Source organism: Crenalkalicoccus roseus, from assembly GCF_004761865.1.
GTDB classification, from domain to species: Bacteria; Pseudomonadota; Alphaproteobacteria; order Acetobacterales; family Acetobacteraceae; genus Crenalkalicoccus; species Crenalkalicoccus roseus.
In genome coordinates this window covers 1-23,768 of sequence record NZ_SJDM01000017.1, presented here as the reverse complement: position 1 = coordinate 23,768, position 23,768 = coordinate 1, and the positions used below count along the sequence as shown (strand labels likewise).

Annotated in this window: 17 protein-coding genes and 2 tRNA genes; 6 read left to right on the top strand and 13 right to left on the bottom strand. The window is 74.5% G+C overall.

Annotated elements, in window-relative coordinates; genetic code table 11:
- Positions 1 to 27: 27 nt before the first annotated feature.
- Both ET526_RS12600 and ET526_RS12595 read left to right on the top strand, forming a co-directional pair.
- Entirely contained in the window at positions 28 to 2,265 is a 2,238-nt protein-coding gene (locus ET526_RS12600) for a primosomal protein N' (protein WP_135468059.1), read from the top strand.
- 183 nt (positions 2,266 to 2,448) lie between these two features.
- Complete coding sequence (locus tag ET526_RS12595; protein ID WP_240048375.1) at positions 2,449 to 3,150, top strand: CBS domain-containing protein; 702 nt, start codon at positions 2,449 to 2,451, stop codon at positions 3,148 to 3,150.
- Here ET526_RS12595 and ET526_RS12590 read toward each other — a convergent pair.
- From ET526_RS12590 to ET526_RS12580, 3 genes are all read right to left on the bottom strand, one after another.
- Positions 3,140 to 4,402 carry an MFS transporter gene (locus tag ET526_RS12590; protein WP_135468058.1) on the bottom strand — a complete coding sequence of 421 codons (1,263 nt, stop codon included), beginning with the start codon at positions 4,400 to 4,402 and terminating at the stop codon, positions 3,140 to 3,142. The two genes, ET526_RS12595 and ET526_RS12590, sit on opposite strands and share 11 nt — an antisense overlap.
- 28 nt (positions 4,403 to 4,430) lie before the next feature.
- Positions 4,431 to 9,140 carry an NAD-glutamate dehydrogenase gene (locus ET526_RS12585; RefSeq protein WP_135468057.1) on the bottom strand — a complete coding sequence of 1,570 codons (4,710 nt, stop codon included), beginning with the start codon at positions 9,138 to 9,140 and terminating at the stop codon, positions 4,431 to 4,433.
- A 72-nt stretch (positions 9,141 to 9,212) separates the two neighbouring features.
- Complete coding sequence (locus ET526_RS12580) at positions 9,213 to 10,094, bottom strand: DMT family transporter (RefSeq protein ID WP_135468056.1); 882 nt, start codon at positions 10,092 to 10,094, stop codon at positions 9,213 to 9,215.
- 296 nt (positions 10,095 to 10,390) lie between these two features.
- Here ET526_RS12580 and ET526_RS12575 point away from each other — a divergent pair, with 296 nt between their 5' ends.
- Complete coding sequence (locus ET526_RS12575; RefSeq protein ID WP_135468055.1) at positions 10,391 to 11,113, top strand: M48 family metallopeptidase; 723 nt, start codon at positions 10,391 to 10,393, stop codon at positions 11,111 to 11,113.
- 266 nt (positions 11,114 to 11,379) lie between these two features.
- On the opposite strand, the gene trpS is transcribed toward ET526_RS12575, so the two are convergent.
- From trpS to ET526_RS12525, 10 genes are all read right to left on the bottom strand, one after another.
- Positions 11,380 to 12,381, bottom strand: a complete 1,002-nt coding sequence (gene trpS, locus ET526_RS12570) for a tryptophan--tRNA ligase (protein ID WP_135468054.1) — start codon at positions 12,379 to 12,381, stop codon at positions 11,380 to 11,382.
- Between the two features lie 112 nt (positions 12,382 to 12,493).
- A complete protein-coding gene (locus ET526_RS12565) occupies positions 12,494 to 13,285 on the bottom strand; it encodes an MBL fold metallo-hydrolase (RefSeq protein ID WP_192898690.1) in 792 nt (263 codons plus the stop codon).
- A 1-nt stretch (position 13,286) separates the two neighbouring features.
- The gene (locus tag ET526_RS12560) at positions 13,287 to 14,060 is read right to left on the bottom strand and encodes a TatD family hydrolase (RefSeq protein WP_135468053.1); all 774 of its coding nucleotides are present in this window, start codon (positions 14,058 to 14,060) and stop codon (positions 13,287 to 13,289) included.
- A gap of 5 nt (positions 14,061 to 14,065) precedes the next feature.
- Positions 14,066 to 15,601 carry a methionine--tRNA ligase gene (gene metG / locus ET526_RS12555; protein ID WP_135468052.1) on the bottom strand — a complete coding sequence of 512 codons (1,536 nt, stop codon included), beginning with the start codon at positions 15,599 to 15,601 and terminating at the stop codon, positions 14,066 to 14,068.
- Between the two features lie 11 nt (positions 15,602 to 15,612).
- A complete protein-coding gene (locus ET526_RS12550; protein WP_135468051.1) occupies positions 15,613 to 16,665 on the bottom strand; it encodes a DNA polymerase III subunit delta' in 1,053 nt (350 codons plus the stop codon).
- Complete coding sequence (gene tmk / locus ET526_RS12545; RefSeq protein WP_135468050.1) at positions 16,662 to 17,300, bottom strand: dTMP kinase; 639 nt, start codon at positions 17,298 to 17,300, stop codon at positions 16,662 to 16,664. The genes ET526_RS12550 and tmk overlap by 4 nt, the downstream gene beginning before the upstream one ends.
- Before the next feature lie 386 nt (positions 17,301 to 17,686).
- Positions 17,687 to 18,916: a D-alanyl-D-alanine carboxypeptidase family protein gene (locus ET526_RS12540; RefSeq protein ID WP_135468049.1), complete on the bottom strand. Its 1,230-nt coding sequence runs from the start codon at positions 18,914 to 18,916 to the stop codon at positions 17,687 to 17,689.
- Between the two features lie 142 nt (positions 18,917 to 19,058).
- Positions 19,059 to 20,135 (bottom strand): tartrate dehydrogenase, encoded by a 1,077-nt coding sequence (locus tag ET526_RS12535; protein ID WP_135468048.1) that lies wholly within the window; start codon positions 20,133 to 20,135, stop codon positions 19,059 to 19,061.
- 252 nt (positions 20,136 to 20,387) lie between these two features.
- Positions 20,388 to 20,462: transfer RNA gene (locus ET526_RS12530), tRNA-Asn, on the bottom strand.
- A gap of 90 nt (positions 20,463 to 20,552) precedes the next feature.
- A tRNA-Cys gene (locus ET526_RS12525) sits at positions 20,553 to 20,626 on the bottom strand.
- A gap of 193 nt (positions 20,627 to 20,819) precedes the next feature.
- On the opposite strand from ET526_RS12525, the gene ET526_RS12520 reads away from it, so the two are divergent.
- The 3 genes from ET526_RS12520 (at position 20,820) to ET526_RS12510 (ending at position 23,641) form a co-directional block, all read left to right on the top strand.
- Positions 20,820 to 21,476, top strand: coding sequence for a protein-L-isoaspartate O-methyltransferase family protein (locus ET526_RS12520; RefSeq protein ID WP_135468047.1), 657 nt, complete (start codon positions 20,820 to 20,822; stop codon positions 21,474 to 21,476).
- Between the two features lie 186 nt (positions 21,477 to 21,662).
- A complete protein-coding gene (locus tag ET526_RS12515) occupies positions 21,663 to 23,075 on the top strand; it encodes a TolC family outer membrane protein (RefSeq protein WP_135468046.1) in 1,413 nt (470 codons plus the stop codon).
- A gap of 2 nt (positions 23,076 to 23,077) precedes the next feature.
- The gene (locus ET526_RS12510; protein ID WP_240048374.1) at positions 23,078 to 23,641 is read left to right on the top strand and encodes a DUF2497 domain-containing protein; all 564 of its coding nucleotides are present in this window, start codon (positions 23,078 to 23,080) and stop codon (positions 23,639 to 23,641) included.
- Positions 23,642 to 23,768: the final 127 nt, after the last annotated feature.

Sequence of the window (23,768 nt, the reverse complement as noted above, 5' to 3'; positions counted from 1 at the left end):
CAGCTTTGTTCCTATAAAGGATAGCCCATGGCTCGGGGCCCCGGAAAGCAGAGCGGCAGACAGGACACGCCCGGCGTTGCATCCATGCCACGGGTGCGCGTCCTGCTGCCCCTGCCACTGGCCGGGGCCTATGACTACCGCCTGCCCCCGAAGGGGGCGCCCCGTCCAGGGGAATTCGTCGTCGTTCCGCTCAATCAAAGGGAAACAATCGGCGTCGTCTGGGACGCGGAACAGGAGCCGGACGAAAGGCCCGTGCCGGACCACCGCCTGCGACCCGTGCTCGAAATCCTGCCGGCGCCTCCAATGACCGAGAGCCTGCGCCGTTTCGTGGACTGGGTCGCGGCCTATACGCTGAGCCCGCCCGGCGCGGTGCTGCGCATGGCAATGAGCGTGCCCGCGGCCCTCGAGCCCCCCACACCCCAGGCCGGCTGGACCCTGGCCGAGCCCGGCGCCAATCACCGCCCGCGCCTCACGCCGGAGCGCCGGCGGGTGCTGGACGCCATGGCGCCCGGCGAGGTGTATGCCGGCGCGGCGCTGGCCGAGGTGGCGAAGGTCTCGCTCTCCGTGCTGCGCGGCATGGCCGATGCCGGGCTGATCCGCCCCGCCCTGCTGCCGCGCCGGCCCCGCTTCGCCCGGCCCGATCCGGACCACCCTGGCCCGGCGCTGTCCGGTGCGCAGGTCGGGGCGGCGGCCACGCTGCGCGCGCGCGTCTCGGCGCGTCGCTTCGGCGTGACGCTGCTCACCGGCGTCACCGGCTCGGGCAAGACCGAGGTCTATCTGGATGCGGTGGCCGAGGCGCTGCGCCAGGGCCGGCAGGCGCTGGTGCTGCTGCCGGAGATCGCCCTCTCCGCCCAGTGGCTCGACCGCTTCCGCGCCCGCTTCGGCGTCGCCCCGGCACTGTGGCATTCCGAGATCGGCTCCCGCACCCGCCGCGACACCTGGCGCGCGGTGGCGGAAGGCGAGGCGCCGGTCGTGGTCGGCGCCCGCTCCGCCCTGTTCCTGCCCTTCCCCGATCTCGGGCTGGTGGTGGTGGACGAGGAGCACGAGACCGCCTTCAAGCAGGAGGACGGCGTCGTCTACAACGCCCGCGACATGGCGGTGGTGCGCGCCCGCCTCGCCGGCGCCGCCTGCGTGCTGGTCAGCGCCACCCCCTCGCTCGAGACGCTGACCAATGCCGAGACCGGGCGCTACGCCGCGCTGCACCTGCCGCAGCGCCATGGCGGCGCCCGCCTGCCCTCGGTGGAGGCGGTGGACCTCCGCGCCGCGCCGCCCGAGCGCGGCCGCTTCCTCTCCCCGCCCCTGATCGCCGCGGCGGGCGAGGCGCTGGCGCGGGGAGAGCAGGCGATGCTGTTCCTGAACCGCCGCGGCTACGCCCCGCTCACGCTCTGCCGCACCTGCGGCCACCGGCTGCGCTGCCCGAACTGCACCGCCTGGCTGGTGGAGCACCGGGCGCAGCGGCGCCTGCAATGCCACCATTGCGGCCATGCCGAGCCGGTGCCGGCGGAATGCCCGGAATGCGGCCATGCCGGCACCCTCGCCGCGGTCGGCCCCGGCGTCGAGCGGGTGATGGAGGAGGCGCGCACCCTCTGGCCCGAGGCGCGGGTGCTGGTCATGGCCTCCGACAGCATTCCCGGGCCGGCGGCGGCGGCGGCGGCGGCGCAGTCCATCCAGGACCGCGCGGTGGACCTGATCATCGGCACCCAGATCGTGGCCAAGGGCTGGCACTTCCCGCATCTCACCCTGGTCGGCGTGGTGGATGCCGATCTGGGCCTCGCCGGTGGCGATTTGAGGGCGGCGGAGCGCACGGTGCAGCTCCTCCACCAGGTCGCCGGCCGCGCCGGCCGGGCGGAGGCGCCGGGGCGGGTGCTGCTGCAGACCTTCAGCCCCGAGCATCCGGTGATGAAGGCGCTGGTCGGCGGCGACCTCGACGCCTTCATGCGCGAGGAGGCGGCGATGCGTCGCCCCGGCGGCTGGCCGCCCTTCGGCCGCCTCGCCGCGCTGATCGTCTCCTCGGAGGAGGAGCGGGAGGCGGATCGCGTCGCGCGCGACCTCGGCCTCGCCGCGCCGGGAGGGGAGGGGGTGCAGGTGCTGGGCCCGGCGCCGGCGCCGCTCGCCATGCTGCGCGGGCGGCACCGGCGGCGGCTGCTGCTCAAGACGCGGCGCGACATCGCGGTGCAGCCGATCCTGCGCGAATGGCTGGGGCGGGTGGAGGTGCCGGGCAGCGTGCGGGTGCAGGTGGACGTGGACCCGGTGGGGTTCCTGTAGCGGCGCCGGCTTGCGCTGCGTCAAGGCGCGGGCGCCGCGTCCCTGGCAGCCTGCCCGCGCTGGGGCAGATCGCGCGCGGCCGGGAGGCGGCCGGGAGCGCGGAACCCGCCCGCAGGCGACAGTCTGGAGCCGTTTCCGCGATCGCAACCGAGCGGACGCGGCCCCGCGAAGGAGGACCGTGCCATGGCCGCCCTGACCGCCCGGGACCTGATGACCCCCGACGTGGTCACGGTGCCGCCCGACATGCCGGTGCAAGCGGTGGCCCGGCTGCTCGCCGACCGCGGCATCTCCGCCGTTCCGGTGCTGGACCGGGAGGGCACCCTGCTCGGCATCGTCACCGAATCCGACCTGCTCCGCCGCCTCGCCGGGGAGGAGGACGAGCGGCGCGGCTGGCTCGCCGGCCTGTTCGCCGACCCGTCCCGGGCCGCCGACCGCTACGCCCGCACCCACGGCACCACCGCCGCCGAGGTGATGACGACGCAACTCGTCACCGTCCCCGAGGACGCGACCGCCGCGCACATCGCGCACCTGCTGGAGGAGAGGAGGATCCGCCGGGTGCTGGTGGTGCGGGAGGGGCGGCTGCGCGGCATCGTCTCCCGCGCCGACCTGCTGCGCGCCCTCACCGCGCCGCCCGACCGGCAGGAGGAGCGCCTGTCGGACGAGCGCATCCGCCGCGCCATCCTCGCCGCCATGCGCAAGGAGCCCTGGGTGGACACCTTCCACCTCTCGGTCGAGGTGCGGGAGGGCGTGGTGGAGCTGCACGGCTTCGCCCGCGACCAGGCGACCCGCCGCGCGCTCCGCGTCCTGGCCGAGACCGTGCCCGGGGTGAGGGAGGTGAGGGATCTGACGCAGCCGCTCCCGGCCTACCTCTACCTCATGCCCTGACCACCACCTCCCGCTCCTCCCTGACGCCGAGCAGGATGGCGGCGCCGAGGCCGAGGAAGAGCAGGATCGTCGCCATGCCCGCGCGCTGGCTGTCGGTGGCGGCGGTCACCGCCGCGAGCGTCGCCGGGCCGAGGAAGCCGGTGATGCGCCCGGAAAGGGCGAACAGGCCGAAATGCGCCGTCACCTCCGCCTCCGGGGCGATGCGCGCCATCAGCGCCCGGCTCGCCGCCTGCGCCGGGCCGATGAAGACGCCGAGGCCGAGGGCGAGCGCCCAGAAGGCCGCCTTTTCCTGCACCACGAGCAGCCCCGCGCCGAGCGCGATCAGCGAGGCGAGGGCCACCAGCACCGTCCGCTTCGAGCCGAGGCGGTCCTCGATGAGGCCGAAGGCGGCGGCGCCGAGCCCGGCGGTGACGTTCAGCGCGATGCCGAACACCAGGATCTCCTCGAAGCCCATGCCGAACACGCCGGCGGCGTAGATGGCGCCGAAGGCGAACAGCGTGTTCAGCCCGTCGGTGTAGAACAGCCGCGCCACCAGGAAGCGCAGCATCGAGGGGCGGGAGGGCAGGCCGCGCAGCACCGCCAGGATCTCCGCCAGCCCCTCCCGCGCCGCCGCGCCCCAGGAGGGGCGCCGCCCCGGCGGGTCGGGCAGTGCCAGCAGCACCGGCCAGGCGAAGGCGGCGATCCAGAGCGCGGTGAGCAGCGCCGTCGCCCGCACATGCTCCGCCGCCTCGCGGTCGAGGCCGAACGGCGCCGGGTCGGGACGCACCAGCACCACGAGGCAGAGCACGAGGCACACCAGCCCGCCCGCATAGCCAAGTCCCCAGGCAAGGCCGGAGACGCGCCCGATCCGCTCCGGCGCCGCCACCTGCGGCAGCATGGCGTTGTAGAACACCATGCCGACCTCGAAGGCGACGGTGGCAAGGCCGACGCAGGCCAGGGCCCAGAGCACGTCCGAGGGCTGCGGCCGGGCGAACCAGATGCCCCCGACCGCGAGCACGAGCACCACGGTCGAGGCGGCGAGCATCGCCCGCCTGCGCCCCCCCGCATCCGCCACCGCCCCGAGCACGGGGGAGAGCGCGGCGATGGCGAAGGCGGCCGCCGCCTGCATCCAGCCCCACTGCGCCTGGCCGGTGGCGGGGTCGGGCGCCACGGCGGTGGCGAAATAGGCGGCGATGACGAAGGTGGAGACGACGGTGGGAAAGGCGCTGTTGGCCCAGTCGTAGAGGGCCCAGGCGAGGGCGGGGCGGCTCAAGGCCGCGCCTCCGGCTCGTGCCGGCGGGTCACGCCAGCCCCGCCAGCGCCCGCGCCGCCACGGTCAGCGCCGCCAGGTCGCCGACCAGCGCCGCCTCCCGCGCCACCTGCACCGCCCGCGCCGCCGCGGGCGGCGGCGGTTCGCGGCCGGCAAGCAGCGCGGCGGCCAGCCGCGCCTGGGCCTCCGCGAGGTCGGTCTGCAGCACCAGCTTCGCCCGCGGGCCGAAGGCACCGGGGGCGGGGGCGTGCGCCGCCGCCTCGCGCAGCGCGTCGAGCTGGAAGGCGGCGCCCACCCGGTCCCAGGCGGCGGCGGCGGCGGCCGGCGAGGCGCCGGCAAGGGCGGCGAGGCGGAGGATCGCCGGCGCCGCCATCAGCCGCGGCGCCGCCGCGGCCAGCGCCGCGACCGGGGCAGGCAGGCCGGCCTCGCGCCAGGACCGCGCCCGCGCCTCCTCCGCCGCCCGCGCCGTCTCCGCCTCCACCAGCGCGGCGATGCCGGGGCGGAGCGCGGCGAGGGCCTCCTCCATCGGCCGCGCCGGGTCCTCGGCCAGCAGCCCGTGCGCCACCGCCTCCTGCAGCCGGCGCAGCGCCAGCAGCGCCTCCAGCCGCGCCGCGGCGGGGGCGGGGGCGGCGTCGGCGGCGTCGCACGCCTCCTCCAGCCCAAAGGCGGCCCCGGCAAGCAGGGCGGCGCGCGCGGCCGCGACCGGCCCCGCCTCCGCCGTCAGGCGTGCGAGGCCGGCGCAGCCGATGCGGTTCGCCACCAGGTTGGCGACGGCGGTGGTCACCAGCTCCCGCCGCAGGCGGTGGCGGGCGATGAACTCCGGGTAGCGCGCGCGGAGCGGCGCCGGGAAGTAGGCGAGCAGCAGCGGCGCCAGCGCCGCGTCGTCCGGCAGCGGGCTGGCGACGATCGCATCCGTCAGCCAGAGCTTGGCGAAGGGCAGCAGGGCCGCGATCTCCGGCCGCAGCAGCGCGGCGCCGGCGGCGGTGCGCGCGGCGAGCGCCACCGTGTCCGGCAGCCCGGCCACGGCGCGGTCGAGCACGCCCTCCGCCTCCAGCCGCGCCATCAGCGCCGCCTGGGCGGGCAGCGCCTCCGTCCCCGCCCGCTCCTCCAGGCTGACGGCGAGGTGCTGCAGCGCGTTGTCACGCAGCACCAGCGCGGCGACCTCCTCGGTCATCTCGCGCAGCAGCGCGTCGCGCTGGGTGCGGGTCAGCGCCCCGGCACGCTCCACCTCGGCGAGCAGGATCTTGATGTTGACCTCGTGGTCGCTGGTCGAGACGCCGGCGGAGTTGTCGAGCGCGTCGGTGTTGACGCGCCCGCCCCTGCCGCCCGCCCCTTCCCGCGCGTATTCCACCCGCCCGGCCTGGGTGACGCCGAGATTGGCGCCCTCGCCGATGACGCGGGCGCGGACCTCCCGCCCGTCCACGCGCAGCGCGTCGTTGGCGCGGTCCCCGGCCTCGGCGTGGCTCTCCGTGCTCGCCTTCACATAGGTGCCGATGCCGCCGAAGTAGAGCAGGTCCACCTCGGCGCGCAGGATGGCGCGGATCACCGCGGCGGGCTCGGCGCGCTCCTGCCGGAGGCCGAGCAGGGCGCGGATTTCGGGCGAGAGCGGGATGGACTTGGCGCCGCGCGGGAAGACGCCGCCGCCGGGCGAGAGCTTCGTCCGGTCGTAATCCTCCCAGGAGGAGCGGGGCAGGGCGAAGAGCCGCCGGCGCTCCTCGTAGGAGGCCTCGGGGTCCGGGTCGGGATCGAGGAAGATGTGGCGGTGGTCGAAGGCGGCGACGAGGCGCGCCTTCCGGCTGATCAGGAGGCCGTTGCCGAACACGTCGCCCGACATGTCGCCGACGCCGGCGCAGGTGAAGGGCTCGGCGAAGATGTCGTGGCCGAGTTCGGCGAAGTGGCGCGCGATCATCACCCAGGCGCCGCGCGCGGTGATGCCCATCGCCTTGTGGTCGTAGCCGGCCGAGCCGCCGGAGGCGAAGGCGTCGCCGAGCCAGAAGCCGTATTCGGCGGCGAGCGCGTTGGCGACGTCGCTGAAGGTCGCGGTGCCCTTGTCCGCGGCGACGACGAGGTAGGGGTCGTCGCCGTCGCGCCGCACCACGCGCGGCGGCACCACCACGCGCCCGTCCACCAGGTTGTCGGTGATGTCGAGCATGCCGCGGACCAGGGTGCGGTAGCAGGCCACGCCCTCGGCCTGGAACGCCTCGCGGTCCGAGGGCTGCGGCTGCCGCTTCAGGATGAAGCCGCCCTTCGCCCCCGTCGGCACGATGACCACGTTCTTGACCCGCTGCGCCTTCAGCAGCCCGAGGATCTCGGTGCGGAAATCCTCGCGCCGGTCGGACCAGCGGATGCCGCCGCGCGCCACGGGCCCGGCGCGGAGATGCGTTCCCTCCATGCGCGGGGAGTGGACGAAGATCTCCCGCCAGGGGCGGGGGGCGGGCATCTCGCCCGCCGCGGCGCTGTCCACCTTCAGCGACAGCCAGGCCTTGTCCTGGAAGAAATTGGTGCGCAGCACCGCGTCGAGCAGGGTGCGCAGCCGGGTCAGGATGCGGTCCTCGTCCGGGTTCTCCACGCCCTCGAGCAGCGCGGCCCAGGCGGCGTCGAGCGCGCCTTCCCGCGCCGCGCGGTCCCCTGGCAGGTCGGGGTCGAAGCGGGCGTGGAACAGCGCCACCAGCAGCCGCGCCGCCTCCGGGTGGGCGGCGAGCGCCGCCTCCACGCTCGCCTGGGCGAAGCCGAAGCCCACCTGCTTCAGCCAGCGGAACATGGCGCGCAGCAGCCAGCATTCGCGCCAGGAAAGGCCGGCGCGCAGCACCAGGCGGTTGAAGCCGTCCGCCTCCGCCCGCCCGTCGAGCAGCGCCGCGAGCGCCTCGAGCAGCGCCGGGAAGCGCGCCTCCTCGGCCGGCGCGGCGGGCACCAGGGCGAAGAGGTGCAGCACCACGGGCGGCGCCCCGGCCGGGGCGAGGCGGTGCGGCACCTCCTCGATGGCGCGGAGATCGAGGCTCTCGAACAGCGGCAGCGCGTCGGCGAGCGCGATCGGCGCGCCGGGGCTGGCCATGCGCAGCGCCAGCGTCTCCGCGCCGGGGGGGCGGGAGAGGGTGGCGGCGGGCCGCCCCTCGGCCAGGGCCCGCTCGGCCAGCGCGATGTCGGCCACCGCCTGCGCGCCCGAGGCGCCCTCCCGGTAGGCGGCGGGGAAGGCGTCGCGCCAGCGGCCCAGCGCCGCCGCGGCGGCGCCCTCGCCGCGCTCGGCGGCCAGCGCCTCGGCCAGCCGGTCGTGGAAGCTGCGCGCCGCCTGGGCGATCGCGGCCTCCAGCACCGCCTCCTCCACCGCCGCGGGCTTCGCCGGGTCGGTGCCGATGATGTAGTGGACGCGGGCGAGGGGGCTGTCGCCAAGGGCGATGTAGAAGGCGCTGAGATGCCCGCCATAGGCCCGGGCCAGCATCTCCCCCACCCGTTCGCGCAGCCGGGTGTCGAAGGTGTCGCGCGGCAGCCAGGCGATGGCGGAGACGAAGCGGCCGAAGGGATCGCGGCGGGCCACCAGCGCCGGGCGCGGGCGGATCGAGAGGTCGAGCGCGCGCCGCGCCCCCTCCAGGATCGCCGCCTCGGGGGCCTGGAACAGCTCGTCGCGCGGCCAGGTGTCGAGGATGTTGCGCAGCGCCCGCCCGTCATGCGCCTCCGGGTCGAGGCCGGCGGCGGCGAGGATGCGCGCCACCTTACCCGCCAGCATCGGGATGCTGCGCGGGTTGCGGTTGTAGGCCGAGGCGGCGAACAGGCCGAGGAACAGCCGCACCCCCTCCACCCGGCCGTCGGCGCCGTACAGGCGCGTGCCGATCACGTCCGCATGCTGCGGGCGGTGGACGGTGCTGCGCATGTTGGCCTTCGCCACCGTCACCGGCGTCGGGTCGGTGAAGGCGGCGCGCATCGCCGGCGGCACCTCGCCGAGGTCGCGGAGCGCGTCGAAGACGGGCAGGGAGGGGTCGCGCAGCAGGCCGAGATTCTCCTCCGCCACCATGCGCGGCGCGCCGTCCGGGCCGAGGGCGAAGCGGCGGTGGCCGAGCAGCACGTAGTTGTCCTCGGCCAGCCAGCGCAGGAAGGCGGCGGCGTCCGGATCCCGCTCGCCGCCCACCTCCTCCGCCGCGCGGCGCAGCAGCGCGGCCATGGCGGGGAAGTCCTGCACCGCCAGGCGGACATCGGCCATGCCGCGGGCGAGCGCCGCCTCCAGCCCCGCCCAGTCCCCGGCCGGGGCGGCGTGCAGGCCGGGCAGCATGGCCGCCGGCGCGACGCCGATGGTGATGCGCATCATGCTCTCGGGCGTCCCGCCCGGGCCGATCGCCAGCAGCCTGCCCTCCGCGTCGCGCCGCACCGGCACGATCGGGTGCAGGAGCTGGCGCACCACCCGCCCGTGCCGCGCCAGCGCGGTCAGCGCGCTGTCCACCAGGAAGGGCATGTCGTCGGTGACGATCTCGGCCACCGCGTGCGGGCCGCGGCCCGGTCCCGGGGGCAGCACCCGCAGCTTCGCCTCCCCCGGCGGGCGGTGGGTGGCGAAGGCGAACAGGCTGGCGGCGGCCTCGGCGACCGATTCGGCGGACATGGCGGCGAGCTCGGCCGAGGGCACGTCGGCGAAGAGGCGGCGCAGCAGCTCGGCGGCCTCGGGCGGCAGGCCGGGGGCGAGGCGGGCGAGCGCCTCCTCCGCCGCGCCGAGCAGCTCGCGGCGCGCGCTGTCGCCGGCGGGTGCCAGGTCGTTCATCTCGGCGGTCTCCTCCCTCCTCCGCGCCGGCGCAGCATCCGCGCCCGGGGCCGCCGCGGCAAGGGCGGCGCCCTATCCGCGCCGGCGCGGCGGCAGCGTCACCAGCGCGAGGCCGGCGAAGATCAGCCCCGCCGCCGGCACGGTCAGCCAGCCCGGCTGCTCGCCGAAGAACAGGAAGCCCCAGAACAGGCCGGAGAGGGTGACGAGATAGCCGACCTGCGAGGTGCCCACCCCGCCGATTCCCACGAGCAGGCGGAAGTAGAGAATGTAGGCGAGCGCCGTCAGCCCCGCCTGCGCCGCGAGTACGCCGAGCCCCACCCCCGTGGGCAGCGCCGCCGCGCCGAGCAGCAGCGCCGGCACCCAGGCGAAGACCGCCGCCCCCGCCAGCATCCCCGTCGCCAGCGCCAGCGAGGGCGTGCCGGGCGGGGCGAGGCGGATCGCCAGCACGTTGGCGGTGGCGTAGCCCGCCGGCGTCACCAGCAGCAGCAGCGCCCAGGGCAGGAGCCGCGCCTCCGGCAGGGCCGCGCCCGGCGCCATGGCGAGCGCCGTGCCGGCGAGGCCGAGCGCGGTGCCGAACAGGCGCCGCAGCGTCGCCCGCTCCATTCCCAGAAGGGCGGCGAGCAGCATGGTCAGCATCGGCGAGAGCGGCACCAGCAGCGCGAACAGCCCCGCCGGCACGTGGCGCAGCGCGGTGAAGGAGACCACGTTGGCGAGCGCGAAGCCGGCGAGGCCGGTCACCGCGTAGTGGCGGAGATGCGCGGCGTCGAGCGGCACGCGGATCCCCCGCGCGGCGCAGGCGGCGCGGAGCAGCGCCGCGCTCAGCGTCGCCACCAGGGCGGCGAGGCCGAGCGCCGGCATCCCCCCCTGCACCAGCAGCTTGGCGAGGGCCGGCGTCAGCCCCCAGATGGCGCCGAGCAGCAGGAGGGCCGGCAGGGCGCGCAGGGCAGGGGGCATGGACGGCTTCTACAGCAGGATCCGCTTCAGCGGAGCCCGCTTCCGCCTTTCGTTGGGCGGCCGGAACCCGCCGGCGAGAGGGGCGGAGCGCCGGCCCGCCCGGCCGATTCGACCCATACGCGAAAATGCCCCGCGCCGCATCGCCCGGGATCCTCGTGGCGGGGGGCATGGCCCTCCTCCGACCCGGGGCAGGCCGGCGGGGCTGGCGCCCCCTCCCGCAGCAGTGCTGCGACCGTTCCGCAACGTCGCGTGTCAAGGCGTTGAAGCGGGGTGGCCGGCCGGTCCATGTTCACCCCATGGACCAGAGCGCATCCGAAACACTCGCCCCCGCCGGGGGCAGGCTCGCCGAGGCCCTCGCCTGCCCGGTGCGATGGCGCCGTTCCAGCCGCGCGCGGCGGGTCAGCCTGCGCATCGACCCCCGGGCGGGCGAGGTGGTGGTGACCCTGCCCCCCCGCGCCGCCAGGCGCGCCGGGATGGCCCTGCTGAACACCCACGCCGCCTGGGTGCGGGAGAGGCTGGCGGCGCTCTCCCCCCACATCCCCTTCGCGCCCGGGGAGCAGGTGCCGCTCGGCGGCGTGCCGCATCTGGTGCGGCACGAGCCGGAGGAGCACGGCCGGGCGGTCCGGCTGGAGCCCGGTGCGATCGTCGTTCCCGGCCCCGCCGAGTCGCTGCCCGCGCGCATCGCCGGCTTCCTGCGCGCCGAGGCGCGGCGGCGGGTGCAGACGCTGGTGACCGGCCACGCCGCCGCCCTCGGCGTGCGGGCGAAGGCGGTGCGCATCAAGGATACCCGCAGCCGCTGGGGCTCCTGCGCCCCGGACGGGACGCTTGCCTTCTCCTGGCGGCTGGTGATGGCCCCGGACTGGGTGCTGGACTACGTGGTGGCGCACGAGGTGGCGCATCTGAAGGAGCTGAACCACTCCGACCGCTTCTGGGCGCATGTGGCGCGGCTGACCCCGCACCGCGACGCCGCGGTGGCCTGGCTGCGGGTGCACGGGCCGGGGCTGCTCCGGGTAGGGTAGGGGCGGACATCCCCTAGAGCCGTTTCCACTCGGCCATGAACGCGGAAACGGCTCCAGCCCATTGTTCGTAGGGCAGAGTCACGCGCCCGGCTGTTTGCAGCCGTCCGCGATCTGCTCTAGCGCACGGGCCGGGGCCACGGCCGCGGGCGGATCCGGAGCCTGCCCGTCCCCCCGGCTCGCGGCCCTGGCCCCGCGATGCGCGCGGGCATCTTCACCCGCGCGGCCGGTCCACCGCACCGGCGTTCCCGCCTCCGCGGATCAGGCGCTCAGCGCCGGGGCAGGAAGCCGACGATGCGCTCGGCCTCGGCGACGATCGGGTTGGCGATCGCCTCCGCCCGGTCGGCGCCGAGGCGGAGCGCGGCATCGAGCGCCGCGGGGTCGCCGAGCAGGCGCGCCATCTCGCTCTGGATCGGCGCGAGATGGGCGATCAGCGCCTCGGCCAGCACCTCCTTGAACTCGGAGAAGCCCCTGCCGCCGTGCTCGCGCAGCACGTTCTCGGGCAGGGTGTCGGTGATGGCGGCGAGGATGCCGACCAGGTTGCGCGCCTCCGGCCGCCCCTCCAGCCCCGCCTCGTGCTCGGGCAGCGGGTGAGGGTCGGTGCGGGCGCGGCGGATCTTGAGGGCGATCGCATCCCGGTCGTCGGTCAGGTTGATGCGCGACTGGTCGGAGGGATCGGATTTCGACATCTTTTTCGTGCCGTCGCGCAGCGACATCACGCGCGCCGCCACGCCCTGGATCAGCGGCTCGATGCGCGGGAAGAACGCCACCCCGTAGTCGTGGTTGAACTTCTCCGCGATGTCGTTGGCGAGTTCCAGGTGCTGCTTCTGGTCGTCGCCGACCGGCACCTTGGTGGCGTGGTAGGCCAGGATGTCGGCCGCCATCAGGTTGGGATAGACGTAGAGGCCGGCGCTCGCCGCCTCCCGGTCCTTGCCGGCCTTGTCTTTGAACTGCGTCATCCGGTTCAGCCAGCCGATGCGGGCGACGCAGTTGAAGATCCAGGCGAGGCGCGTGTGCGCGTGCACGTGGGACTGCACGAACAGGATGCAGCGGCGGGGATCGAGGCCGCAGGCGATCAGGGCCGCCGCCATCTCCCGCGTCTGCTGCGCCAGCGCCGCCGGGTCCTGCCAGACGGTGATGGCGTGCAGGTCCACGACGCAGAAGATGCAGTCGTGGCTGTCCTGCATCGGCACCCAGTTGCGGATCGCGCCGAGATAGTTGCCGAGGGTCGGGACGCCGGAGGGCTGGATGCCGGAGAAGACGCGCTGCATGGGGCTCGGGACCGGGATCTGCTGCCCGGCGCCTATCGGTCGCGCCGGCGGAGGCGTCAAGCCGGGGCGCCCCGCCCATGCCCCCGCGAGGGGAGCCGGAGAGGGGGAGGCGTCATCCCACCTCCAGGACCATGCCGTCATAGCCGGGCTCCACACCCTCCGGGAGGTCCCGGCGCAGCGCGGCGTAGTCCATGGAGGCGCTCATGTGCGTCAGCACCGTGCGCCGCGGCCGCAGCCGCGCGACCCATTCCAGCACCTGGTCGAGATTCGCGTGCACCTTGTGGGGTTCCCGCTGGAAGCAGCCGACGACCCAGGTATCGACGTTCTCCAGGAACGGCATGCTCTCCTCCGGCAGCGCCACCACGTCGGTCGAATAGGCGAAGCCGCCGATCCTGATCCCAAGCGTGTCCATGACGCCATGGTCCTGGCGGAAGACCCGCACGGGGAGCCCCGCGATCTCCAGGCGCTCCCCGTACTCGACCCGCCTCGGCTCCAGCGCCGGGCGGAAGAAGAAGGGGGAGGAGGCCTCGATGAAGGCGTAGTCGAAGCGGTCCTCCAGGCGGCTCAGCGTGGTGCGCGTCCCGTAGGCCGGCAGGGCCCGTCCGGTGATGCGGTTCACCTGCCGGAGATCGTCGATGCCCAGGATGTGGTCGGCATGGGCGTGGGTGAACAGGATGGCGTCCAGCCGCGCCCTGCGCGTCGCCAGGAGCTGCGCGCGCAGATCGGGCCCGGCGTCGATCAGCAGGCGCTGCCCCTGCGGCCCCTCGACCAGGGCGGAGGTGCGGGTGCGGCGGTTGCGCGGCTCCCCTGGGTCGCAGGCGCCCCATTCCCCCGCCTCGCCCTCCCCGCCGAGCAGCGGCACGCCCCCGGAGCCGCCGGTGCCGAGCAGGATCACCCGCAGCATGCTAGGCGGCCCGGCGGAACAGGCGGAAGAAATTGGCGGTGGTCACCTCCTCCACGCGGGCCTGGCTGATGCCGCGCAGCCCGGCCAGCATCCTCGCCGTGTGGACGACATGCGCGGGCTCGCAGCGCTTCCTGCGCAGCGGCACCGGCGCCAGGTAGGGCGCGTCGGTCTCCACGAGCAGCCTGTCCTCGGGCAGGTCGCGGGCGATCTCCCGGATCGCCTCGGCCTTGGGGAAGGTCAGCATGCCGCTGAAGGAGACGTAGCCGCCCATCGCCACCGCGCGCTCCGCCAGCGCGCGCCCCGAGGAGAAGCAGTGCAGCAGGAAGGCGAAGGCGCCGCCGGAGCGGTGCTCCTCCTCGAGGATCGCCAGGATGTCCGCATCCGCGTCCCGGGCGTGGATCACGAGGGGAAGGTCGGCGACGCGGGCGGCGCGGATGTGGCGGCGGAACGACTCCATCTGCACCGCGCGGGGCGCCTTGTCGTAGAAGTAGTCGAGGCCGGATTCGCCGATGCCGATGATGCGCGGATGATCCGCGAGCGCCGCCAGCTCCGCGGCGGATGGCAGCGGGTGCTCGGCGACGTTGTGCGGGTGGATGCCGACCGTGCCCCAGACCTCGTCGAAGCGCCTAGTCAGCGACTTCACCGCGGCGGCCTGCGCGACGCGGGTGCCGATGGTCACCATCCGGCCGACCCCCGCCTGCCGCGCGCGGAGGACGACCGCCTCGACCTCCTCCTCGGTGAAGTAGTCGAGGTGGCAATGGCTGTCGATCAGCATCGTCGTCAGGGAATCTCGTCGATCTTGCGGAAGAGCGGGCTCGGCGGCGGCAGGGGGGTGCCGGGCGGCAGCGGCGCGCCGAGCCGCGCGATGTCGCGCATCTCCTGCGGCACGCCGAGCTGGTCCAGGAGCCGGCCCATGCTGCCGGGCATGAAGGGCTGCAGCAGCGTGGCGACGCCGCGCAGCAGGTCGTGCAGCACGCGCAGCACGCAGGCCATCCGGGCCGGATCGGACCTGCGCAGCGCCCAGGGCTGCTCGCGCGTGATGTAGGCGTTGCCCTCCCGCACCGCGGAGAACAGCACGGACAGGGCGGCGTCGAATTTCTGCTCGTCCAGCAGCAGCCGCACCTGTTCCGGCAGCGGCTCCACATGGCGGGCGAGGAAGGCGCGGTCCGCCTCGGAGCGCGGCTCCGCCTCCGGCAGCCGACCGCCGCAATTGCGCTGGATCAGGGACAGCGTCCGCTGCGCCAGGTTGCCGAGCCCGTCGGCGAGCTCCCCGTTCAGGCGCCCGACCAGCGCGCGGCGCTGGAAATCCCCGTCCTGGCCGAAGGGCACCTCGCGCAGGAGGAAGTAGCGGACCGGATCGAGGCCGTACTGCTCGATCAGGGCCAGCGGATCGATGACGTTGCCGAGGGATTTCGAGATCTTCTGCCCCTCGTTGGTCCACCACCCGTGCGCGAAGATCCGGCGCGGCGGCTCGATCCCGGCCGCCTTGAGGAAGGCGGGCCAGTAGATGGCGTGGAAGCGCAGGATGTCCTTGCCGACGAAGTGGACATCCGCCGGCCAGAAGCCCCAGCGCGGATGGTCCATGTCGGGATAGCCGGCCGCGGTGATGTAGTTGGTCAGCGCGTCCAGCCATACGTACATCACGTGGTCCGGATCGTCCGGCACCGGCACCCCCCAGCGGAAGGAGGTGCGGCTGATGGAGAGGTCCTGCAGCCCCGCCCTGACGAAGCTGATGACCTCGTTGCGGCGCGAGGCGGGGGCGATGAAGTCCGGGTTCTCCTCGTAGTGGCGGAGCAGCCAGTCCCGCCATTTCGAGAGACGGAAGAAGTAGGAGGGCTCCCGCACCCATTCCACCGGCGCGCCGCTCGGCGCGTATCTCGCCCCGTCGCGCTCGGTCAGCTCCTCCGGGCCGTAGAAGGCCTCGTCGCGCACGGCGTACCAGCCCTCGTAGTGGCCGAGGTAGATCTCCCCCCGGCGCGCCAGCTCCGTCCAGAGCGCCTGGCAGGCGCGCCGGTGCCGGGGCTCGGTGGTGCGGATGAAGTCGTCGTTGGAGAACTCCATGCGCCGGGCGAGGTCGCGGAAATGCTCGCTCACCTGGTCGGTGAAGACCTGGGGCTCGAGGCCGGCCTCCCGCGCCGCCTTCTCGACCTTCTGCCCATGCTCGTCGGTGCCGGTGAGAAAGAAGACCTCGTGGCCGTCGAGCCGCTTCCACCGCGCCAGCACGTCGGCCGCGAGGGAGGTGTAGGCGTGGCCGATATGGGGCCGGTCGTTCACGTAGTAGATCGGCGTCGTCAGGTAGGTGCGCGGCTTGCTCATTCGCTGCTCTTTCACCGCCCCGGCATGGGCAGGGCGGACCGGGGCCCGGCCCGCACCAGGGAGAGGGCCTGGAGAACCGCCTGCCTGCGGTCGAGGTTCAGCCGTTCCGCCTCGTCCGCGAGGAGACCCAGCTTCTCCCACAGGGTCACCCAGTCGGCAAGCGAGGCGCCCCCGAGCCAGGGCGGGCGCGCCTCCGGCGCGGCGCGGCCGGCATGACGCAGCCCTGCCGCCAGGGCGCGGCGCAGCAGCGCGAGGAAGGTGGCGAGGGCGGAGGCGTCGCGCTGCCCCGCCACCACCTCGGCGATGTCATGGGCCCGCCGGGGATCGAGGCGCGGCAGGGCCGCGAGCACCTCCTCGACCAGTCCCTGCAGCGCCATCCCTTCCTTCTCCGCCAGCCTCAGCGCCTGGCCGGGGGCGCCGTCGGCGATGCGGGCGAGGCCGGCCCGCTCCGCCTCGGGCATCTCCGGCAGCAGCCGGCCGAGAAGGCCGAGGAGGTCCGGCTCCGGCAGCGGGAACAGGTCGAGCCGGCGGCAGCGGCTGCGGATGGTCGGCAGCAGCCTGTAGGGCTGGTTCGCGGCCAGCAGCAGCACGGTGCGCGGAGGCGGCTCCTCCAGCGTCTTGAGCAGGATGTTCTGCACTTCCGCGCGGTCGGCGCGCTCCGCCTGGTCCAGCACCACCACGCGCCAGCCGCCCTCGGCGGCGGTGTGCGCGAGGAAGCGGATCGCGGCGCGCGCGTCCTCGGCCCGCAGGACCTCCTTCGTCCCCCGCTCGCCGGTGTTCGGCTCCAGGACGAACAGGTCCGCATGGGCGGCGGCGGCGACGCGGCGGAAGACCGGGTGCGCGGGCGGCACGAAGAGCGGGGCCTGTCCCGGCGCCGCCTCCGGCATGCCGGCGAGCAGCCAGCGGGCGAAGCGGTAGGCGAGGGTCGCCTTGCCCACCCCGGCCGGGCCCGCGATCAGCCAGGCATGGTGCAGGCGTCCGCCGCGCGCCGCCGCCTCCAGGGTGCGGGCCGCGGCCTCATGGCCAACCAGCTCGGGGTTGGCGCGCGGCTCGGGCGGCGTCACGACGGCAAGCGCAGCCGCGCCCGCACGATGCCGAGGATGGCCGCCGCGATCCCCTCCGGGGAGTCGGTGGCATCGAGAAGGACGCAGCGGGCGGGCGCGAGGGCCGCAACGGCGCGGAACCCGTCCCTCACCCGCGCGTGGAAGGCGAGGTCCAGCGCCTCGTACCTGTTGACGGGGCCGCGGGCGGCGGCGCGCGCCAGCCCCTCCTCCGGAGCGAGGTCGAGGATGAAGGTGAGGTCCGGCCAGACGCCCTCGAGGCTCAGCGCCGCGAGATCGTCCCAGACCCGGCGGGGCACGCCCTGGGCGAAGCACTGGTAGGCCAGGGTCGAATCCACGAACCGGTCCGACACCACCCAGATCCCCGCGGACAGGGCGGGGATGATGGTGCGCGCGAGATGCTCCCGCCGCGCCGCGAAGTGCAGCATGGTCTCCGCCACCCCGTCCCAGCCGCCGCCCCCGAGCAGCAGGCCGCGTATCCTCTCGGAGCCGGGGGCGCCGCCCGGCTCCCGAGTGCGCAGGACCGGCACGCCGCACAGGGCAAGCGCCGAGGCGAGCCGCAGGGCCTGGGTGCTCTTCCCCGAGCCCTCGCCCCCTTCCAGGGTGATGAACCTGCCCCGTTCCCGCTCCTTCAGCATGTCTTCCTGAAATCGGCGCGCGGGCGGCGGCGCAAGTCACATTTCCCGTCCTCCGATGGTGGCGGGGATGAAACTGAGCGGGTCCTCATGCGTATCGGGCGAGCGAAAACAAACCGGGAGCGACAGGCGATGCTCAGGGGCGCACTTCTTTGGCTGATCGGCATTCCCATCCCGATCATTCTGATTCTTCTGCTGCTGGGAGTCATCTGACGATGCCGGCGGCACCGGCCCCTGGCCGGTGCCGAGGCCCCGACGGGCGCCCGGCATTGAGGATGCCGCGCATCCTCGAGGGGAGGTTCCGGAACGCGGCCCGCGCCCTTGCCCGGATGCCGCAAGCGGCCGGACCGTCGGCATGACCCCGTGCGCGAGGGCGCATCGGACGCTCCTCAGCTTCCGGAGATCCAGTGCCCGATGATGGCGGGGATCCGCGACACGAGGCCGAGCCGCTCGACCGCCGCGCCCGCGTAAAGGGGCTCGGAGAAGGCCGGTATGCCCTGGCCCGCCACCTCGATGCGGCCGAGCGGCTGACCCCTGGAGATGGGGGCCGGCACCGGGGCGTCGTAGTGCACCCGCACCTGCAGGCGGTTCCGCCAGGCGCGGGGCAGGGTGACGGTGACGTTCCGCTCGCTCACCAGCGGGACCTTGCGCCGCTCCCCGAGATAGACGGGCACCTCCTCCACCACCTCCGCCGCCCTGAACAGGGTGACGTTGTCGAACTCCCGGAAGCCCCATTCGAGCAGGCGCTGGCTTTCCTCGGCGCGGACGCGCATGCTCGGCATGCCGTTGAGCACCAGGATCAGGCGCCGGTCGTTCCTCCGCGCGCTGGCGGTGAGGCCGAACCCCGCCTCCTCGGTATGCCCCGTCTTCAGCCCGTCCGCGCCGGCGACCCGCGCGAGGGTGGGGTTGCGGTTGTCCTGGCTGATATTGTTGAACCTGAAGCTGCGCTCGTTGTAGTAGGGATAGTATTCCGGAAAGTCGCTGATGATGCGCTTCGCCAGCACGGCGAGGTCCCGGCACGTCATCCTGTGTTCCGGGTCGGGCCATCCGGTGCTGTTCCTGAAGGTGCTTCCGGTCAGGCCGATCCGGCGCGCCTTGTCGTTCATCATCTCGGCGAATTGCTGCTCGCTGCCGGCGATGGCCTCGGCGAGGACGATGCAGGCGTCGTTGCCGGACTGCACGATCACTCCCCGCACTAGGTCCTCGACCTTCACGGAGGATCCGACCTCGACGAACATCTTGCTGCCGCCCATCCGCCAGGCGCGCTCGCTGACCGGCAGCTCCTGGTCGAGCCGCAGGCGGCCCTGCTTGAGATGGTCGAAGACCATGTACATGGTCATCAGCTTCGACATGGAACTGGGCGGCATCCGCTCGTCGGCGTTCCTCTCGAGGAGGACCGCATCCGTGTCGAAATCCACGAGCAGCGCCTGCCGCGCCTGCACGTCGAACGGCCCGAGGGGCGTCTGCGCCGGCAGCATCGCCTGCTGCGGCGCCGCCTGCCGGCCGGCCGACCGGCCGGCGGCGGGCTGGGCCAGCGCCGGCAGCGGCAGCCAGCCAGTGAGCGCGGCGGCCAGCAGCAGGCGACGGGAAGCGCCCTGCCGATCGGTGACATGCGCCATGGTGCGGCACTCCTGTAGGCGGAAAATGTTTATAAAATTTTCAACCTTTTGCGCTCAAGCGATTTCCTCAGGACGTCCCCCAGGAGCTTCATCATAGGGCATTTTGCGCCCGGGCGGAGGGGCTTCCTGGACCGCCGGCGCCTCAGGCGTTGGCGCCTTCGAGCGCGGCGATCACCGCCTGCGTCACCTGCTCCGTGCCGGCCTGGCCGCCGAGATCGGGGGTGAGCGTCTCGCCGCGCGCCGTCACCGCCTCCACCGCCGCCATCAGCCGCCGCGCCGCCGCCGGCTCGCCGAGGTGGTCGAGCATCATGGCGCCGGTCCAGAAGCAGCCGAGTGGGTTGGCGATGCCCTTGCCGGTGATGTCGAAGGCCGAGCCGTGGATCGGCTCGAACATCGAGGGGCGCTTCCGGGTGGGATCGATGTTCGCCGTGGCGCCGATGCCGAGCGAGCCGGCCAGCGCCGCGGCGAGGTCGGAGAGGATGTCGGCGTGCAGGTTGGTGGCGAGGACGGTGTCTATCGTCTCCGGCCGCGTGACCATGCGCGCGGTCATGGCGTCCACCAGCATCCGGTCCACCGAGAGGTCCGGGTACCGCGCCGTGACCTCGGCGCAGACCTCGTCCCACATCACCATGCCGTGGCGCTGGGCGTTCGACTTGGTCACCACCGTCAGGCGCCGGCGCGGCCGGCCCATCGCCACCTCGCAGGCGTAGCGGCAGATGCGCTCGACGCCGGCGCGGGTGAATACGGCGACATCCATGCCGACCTCGATCGGCAGGCCGCGATGCGCCCGGCCGCCGACGCCGGCATACTCGCCCTCGCTGTTCTCGCGCACGATCACCCAGTCGATCGCCCGGCCGAGCTCCTCGCGCAGCGGCCCGCGCACGCCCGGCAGCAGGCGGGTGGGGCGGACATTCGCATACTGGTCGAAGCCCTGGCAGATCGCCAGGCGCAGCTCCCACAGCGTCACGTGGTCGGGGATGTGCGGGTCGCCGACCGCGCCGAAATAGATGGCGTCGAAGGGCTCGAGGCGCCTGAGGCCGTCCTCGGGCATCATCCGGCCGGTGCGGCGCCAGTGGTCGCTGCCCCAGTCGAATTCCTCGAATTCCAGGACGAAGCCGCCATCCGCCCGGGCGGCGGCGGCGAGCACGCGGCAGCCCGCGGAGATGACCTCCGGCCCGATCCCGTCGCCGCCGATGGCGGCAATCCTGTGGCGGCGCATCCCGCGTCCCTCCTCCCCGAGCCGGCGTCGGAGAGGGGCTTTAGCGCCGGATCCGCGCAGGCGGTAGCGCCGGCGCAGCGACCGGGCACCCGGCAGGGGGCGGAAGCATGCTCCACCATGGTGCATCGCACCGTGGAGCGGATCGCGGAGGGGCGAAACCGGCCGGGAGCGGACGCTGCCCCGCGAGGAAAGGGCCGTTGCCGCGAGGGGGCCGGGCACGGCGCGTGCGGGAGGAGGCTTGGGGGGGAACGATGGCTCCGGCGGTTGGATTCGAACCAACGACCAACGGATTAACAGTCCGCTGCGCTACCGCTGCGCCACGCCGGATCAGCCTATGCGGTCGGAGCGGCGCCTATAGCAGCCGCCCCTGCCCGAAGGAAGCCCCCGCCCGTCCCTGTTCCGGCGCGGAAGCCGCCCTGGAGGTCCGGGGCGGAATTGAACCGCCGTAGAGGGTTTTGCAGACCCTTGCCTGACCACTCGGCCACCGGACCGCCGCGCGGGCCCGTCTTCTATCGGGCCGGTGCCGCGGGAGGTCAAGCGCGCCGCTTGGCGCCCTCCGGGGCGCGCCCCTATAAGCGTGCGGCTTTCCGGACTCCCAAGGATCTTTCCGCCCGCCCGGAGGCCCGCCGCGCCCCGCGCCGGCGGAGGGAGCGGCGCGGCGGTCTCGCATGGAATGGGTGGCGCATGGATTTCGAGGACGCGCGGCGGCGGATGGTGGACGGGCAGTTGCGGCCCAACCGCGTGACGGAGCCCCGTCTGCTGGAGGCGATGCGGACCCTGCCGCGCGAGCGCTTCCTGCCGCCGCCGCTGCGCAGCCGCGCCTATGTGGACGAGGACGTGCCGCTGCCGGGGGGAAGGGCGCTGATGGAGCCCATGGTGCTCGCCCGGCTGGTGCAGCTCGCCGCGCCCCGCCCCGGCGACCGGGCGCTGGTCGTCTGCGCCGGCACCGGCTACGGCGCCGCGGTGCTGGCGCATATGGGCGCGCGGGTGACGGCGCTCGAGGAGGATGCGGCGCTGCGCCGGATCGCCGAGGAGGCGCTGTCCGGCTGCCTGCCGCCGGGCTCGGTGCGGCTGGTCGGCGGCGATCCGCGCGAGGGCCATGCCGCCGGGGCGCCCTACGACGTCATCCTGATCGAGGGCGAGGTGGCGGAGGTGCCGGCCTCCCTTGCCGGCCAGCTCGCCGAGGGGGGGCGCCTCGCCACGGTGCAGGGCAACGGCGTGCGCGGCGGCCGGGCGGTGATCGGCCGCCGCATCGGCGGCACCTTCACCCTCACCCCCGCCTTCGACTGCGCCACCTTCCCCCTGGCGGCCTTCTCGCCGGCGCCGGGCTTCGTCTTCTGAGGCGCGGGCGCCACACCACCCCGGCATCGGCGGCGGCGCGGCGTTGGCGATCGGGAGGTCCGCGCTAATCTGCCCCGGCATCGCGCCTGCCGGAGCCGAGTCTCCCGGCGGGCCAGCCGCCCGGCGCATGCGCAACCGGCAGGCCCGTGCCGGCACCCCGGCCGCGAGGGAAGGATCCGAGCCACGATGAGGTTGACCCGCTTCGCCCTGGCGCTGACGACGGCGCTGCTGGTGCCGCCCGCCCTGGTCGCGGCGGCCCGCCCGGCGCGTGCGCAGACCCTGCAGGAGGCGCTGGCCCTGGCCTACGCCAACAACCCCACCCTGCTGGCGGCCCGCGCCCAGCTCCGCGCGGTGGACGAGAACGTGCCCCAGGCGCTGGCGGGCTGGCGGCCGACCGTCAGCATCACCAGCAGCGTCGGCGTGATCGACAGCCAGGCGCGCCAGGCCGGCATCACGCGGGAGGCCGACCGCACCACCACCTCCAACGCCCTCACCATCACCCAGCCCCTGTTCCGCGGCGGCCGCACCGTCGCCGCCACCCGCCGGGCGGAGAACCAGGTGCTGGCGCAGCGGGCGCGTCTGCTCGCCACCGAGCAGCAGGTGCTGCAGGAGACCGTCTCCGCCTATGTGAACGTGGTCCGCTTCCAGGAGGAGCTGCGCCTGCAGATCAACAACGAGCAGGTGCTGACGGAGCAGCTCCGCGCCACCAACGAGCGCTTCCGGGTGGGCGAGATCACCCGCACCGACGTGGCGCAGGCCGAATCGCGCCTCGCCGGCGCCCGCTCGGCGCGCGCCAGCGCCGAGGGCCAGCTCCAGATCGCGCGCGCCACCTTCCAGCGCCTGACCGGCATGCCGCCGCAGCGGCTGACGGCGCCGCAGCCGCTGCGCCCGCCGGTGCGCTCGGCCGAGGAGGCGGCGCAGCTCGCCGGCCTCAACAACCCGAACGTCGTCGCTGCCCTGTTCGACGAGGCCGCCGCGCGCGACAACGTGGACATCCAGATCTCCCAGCTCCTGCCCAGCGTCAGCCTGCAGGGCCAGGCCTTCCGCAACGAGAACGCCCAGACCCGCGGCACGACGATCGAGGGCACCCAGATCACCGCCAGCCTGACCGTGCCGCTCTACCAGGGCGGCGCCGAATACGCCGCGGTGCGCCAGGCGCGGCAGGTCGCCGTGCAGCAGCGCCAGGTGGTCGCCGACCAGCGCCGCATCGCGGCGCAGCAGGCGACCCAGGCCTGGGAGCAGCTCCAGGCCACCCGGGCCCAGGTGGAGTCGGTCAGGGCGCAGATCCGCGCCGCCGAGATCGCGCTCGACGGGGTGCAGCGCGAGGCGATCGTCGGCAGCCGCACCACCCTCGACGTGCTGAACGCCGAGCAGGAGCTGCTGAACGCCCGCACCGCCCTGGTGCAGGCCCTCTCCACCGTGGTCTCGCAATCCTACGTCCTGGCCGCGGCGGTCGGGCGGCTGACCGCGCAGGATCTCGGCCTGCCGGTGGAGATCTACGACATGCGCGCCTATTATCAGCAGGTGCGGAACCGGTGGATCGGCCTCGGCGGCGAGGCCGAGCCGCCGGAGCTCCAGGTCATGCCGGCGGGGCGCTGACGATGGCTGAGAAACGGACCGATCCCGGCGGCAGCCCCGCCCCCCAGCCCGGCGCGGGCCAGGGCGGGGCGGACCCCAGCATGGAGGACATCCTCGCCTCCATCCGCCGGATCCTGAACGAGGAGGAACCCGCGCCCCCGGCCGAACCGCCGGCCGAGGAGCCGCTGACCCTCTCGGAGGACATGCTGGTCGAGCCACCCCGCGCGGCGCCGGAGCCGCCTGCCGCTCCCCCCTCCCGCGCCGGCGGCGCGGAAGAGGAGGAGCCAGCCCCGGCGGCGCGGCCCATGCCCGCCGACCCGCCGCCGCCTCCCGCCTCGCGGCCGGAGGACGGGCTGCTCGCCCCGGCCGCCGCCGCCGCCGCCGCCGCCTCGGTCGGCCAGCTTCTCCGCACCGTCGCCGCCGAGCGCGGCAGCGCCGTCAGCCGCGGCGGGCCGACCATCGAGGACATCGTGCGCGAGGAGATCCGGCCGCTGCTGAAGGAATGGCTCGACCAGCACCTGCCGCCGCTGGTCGAACGCCTGGTGCGGGCCGAGATCGAGCGGGTGGTCGGCCGGGCGCTGTCCTAGAGCGGATCGCGGACGGCTGGAAACAGCCGGGAGCGCGACTCTGCTCTACAGACAATGGGCTGGAGCCGTTTCTGCGTTCATGGCCGAGCGGAAACGGCTCTAAGCCGCGTGGACAAACCTGATCCAC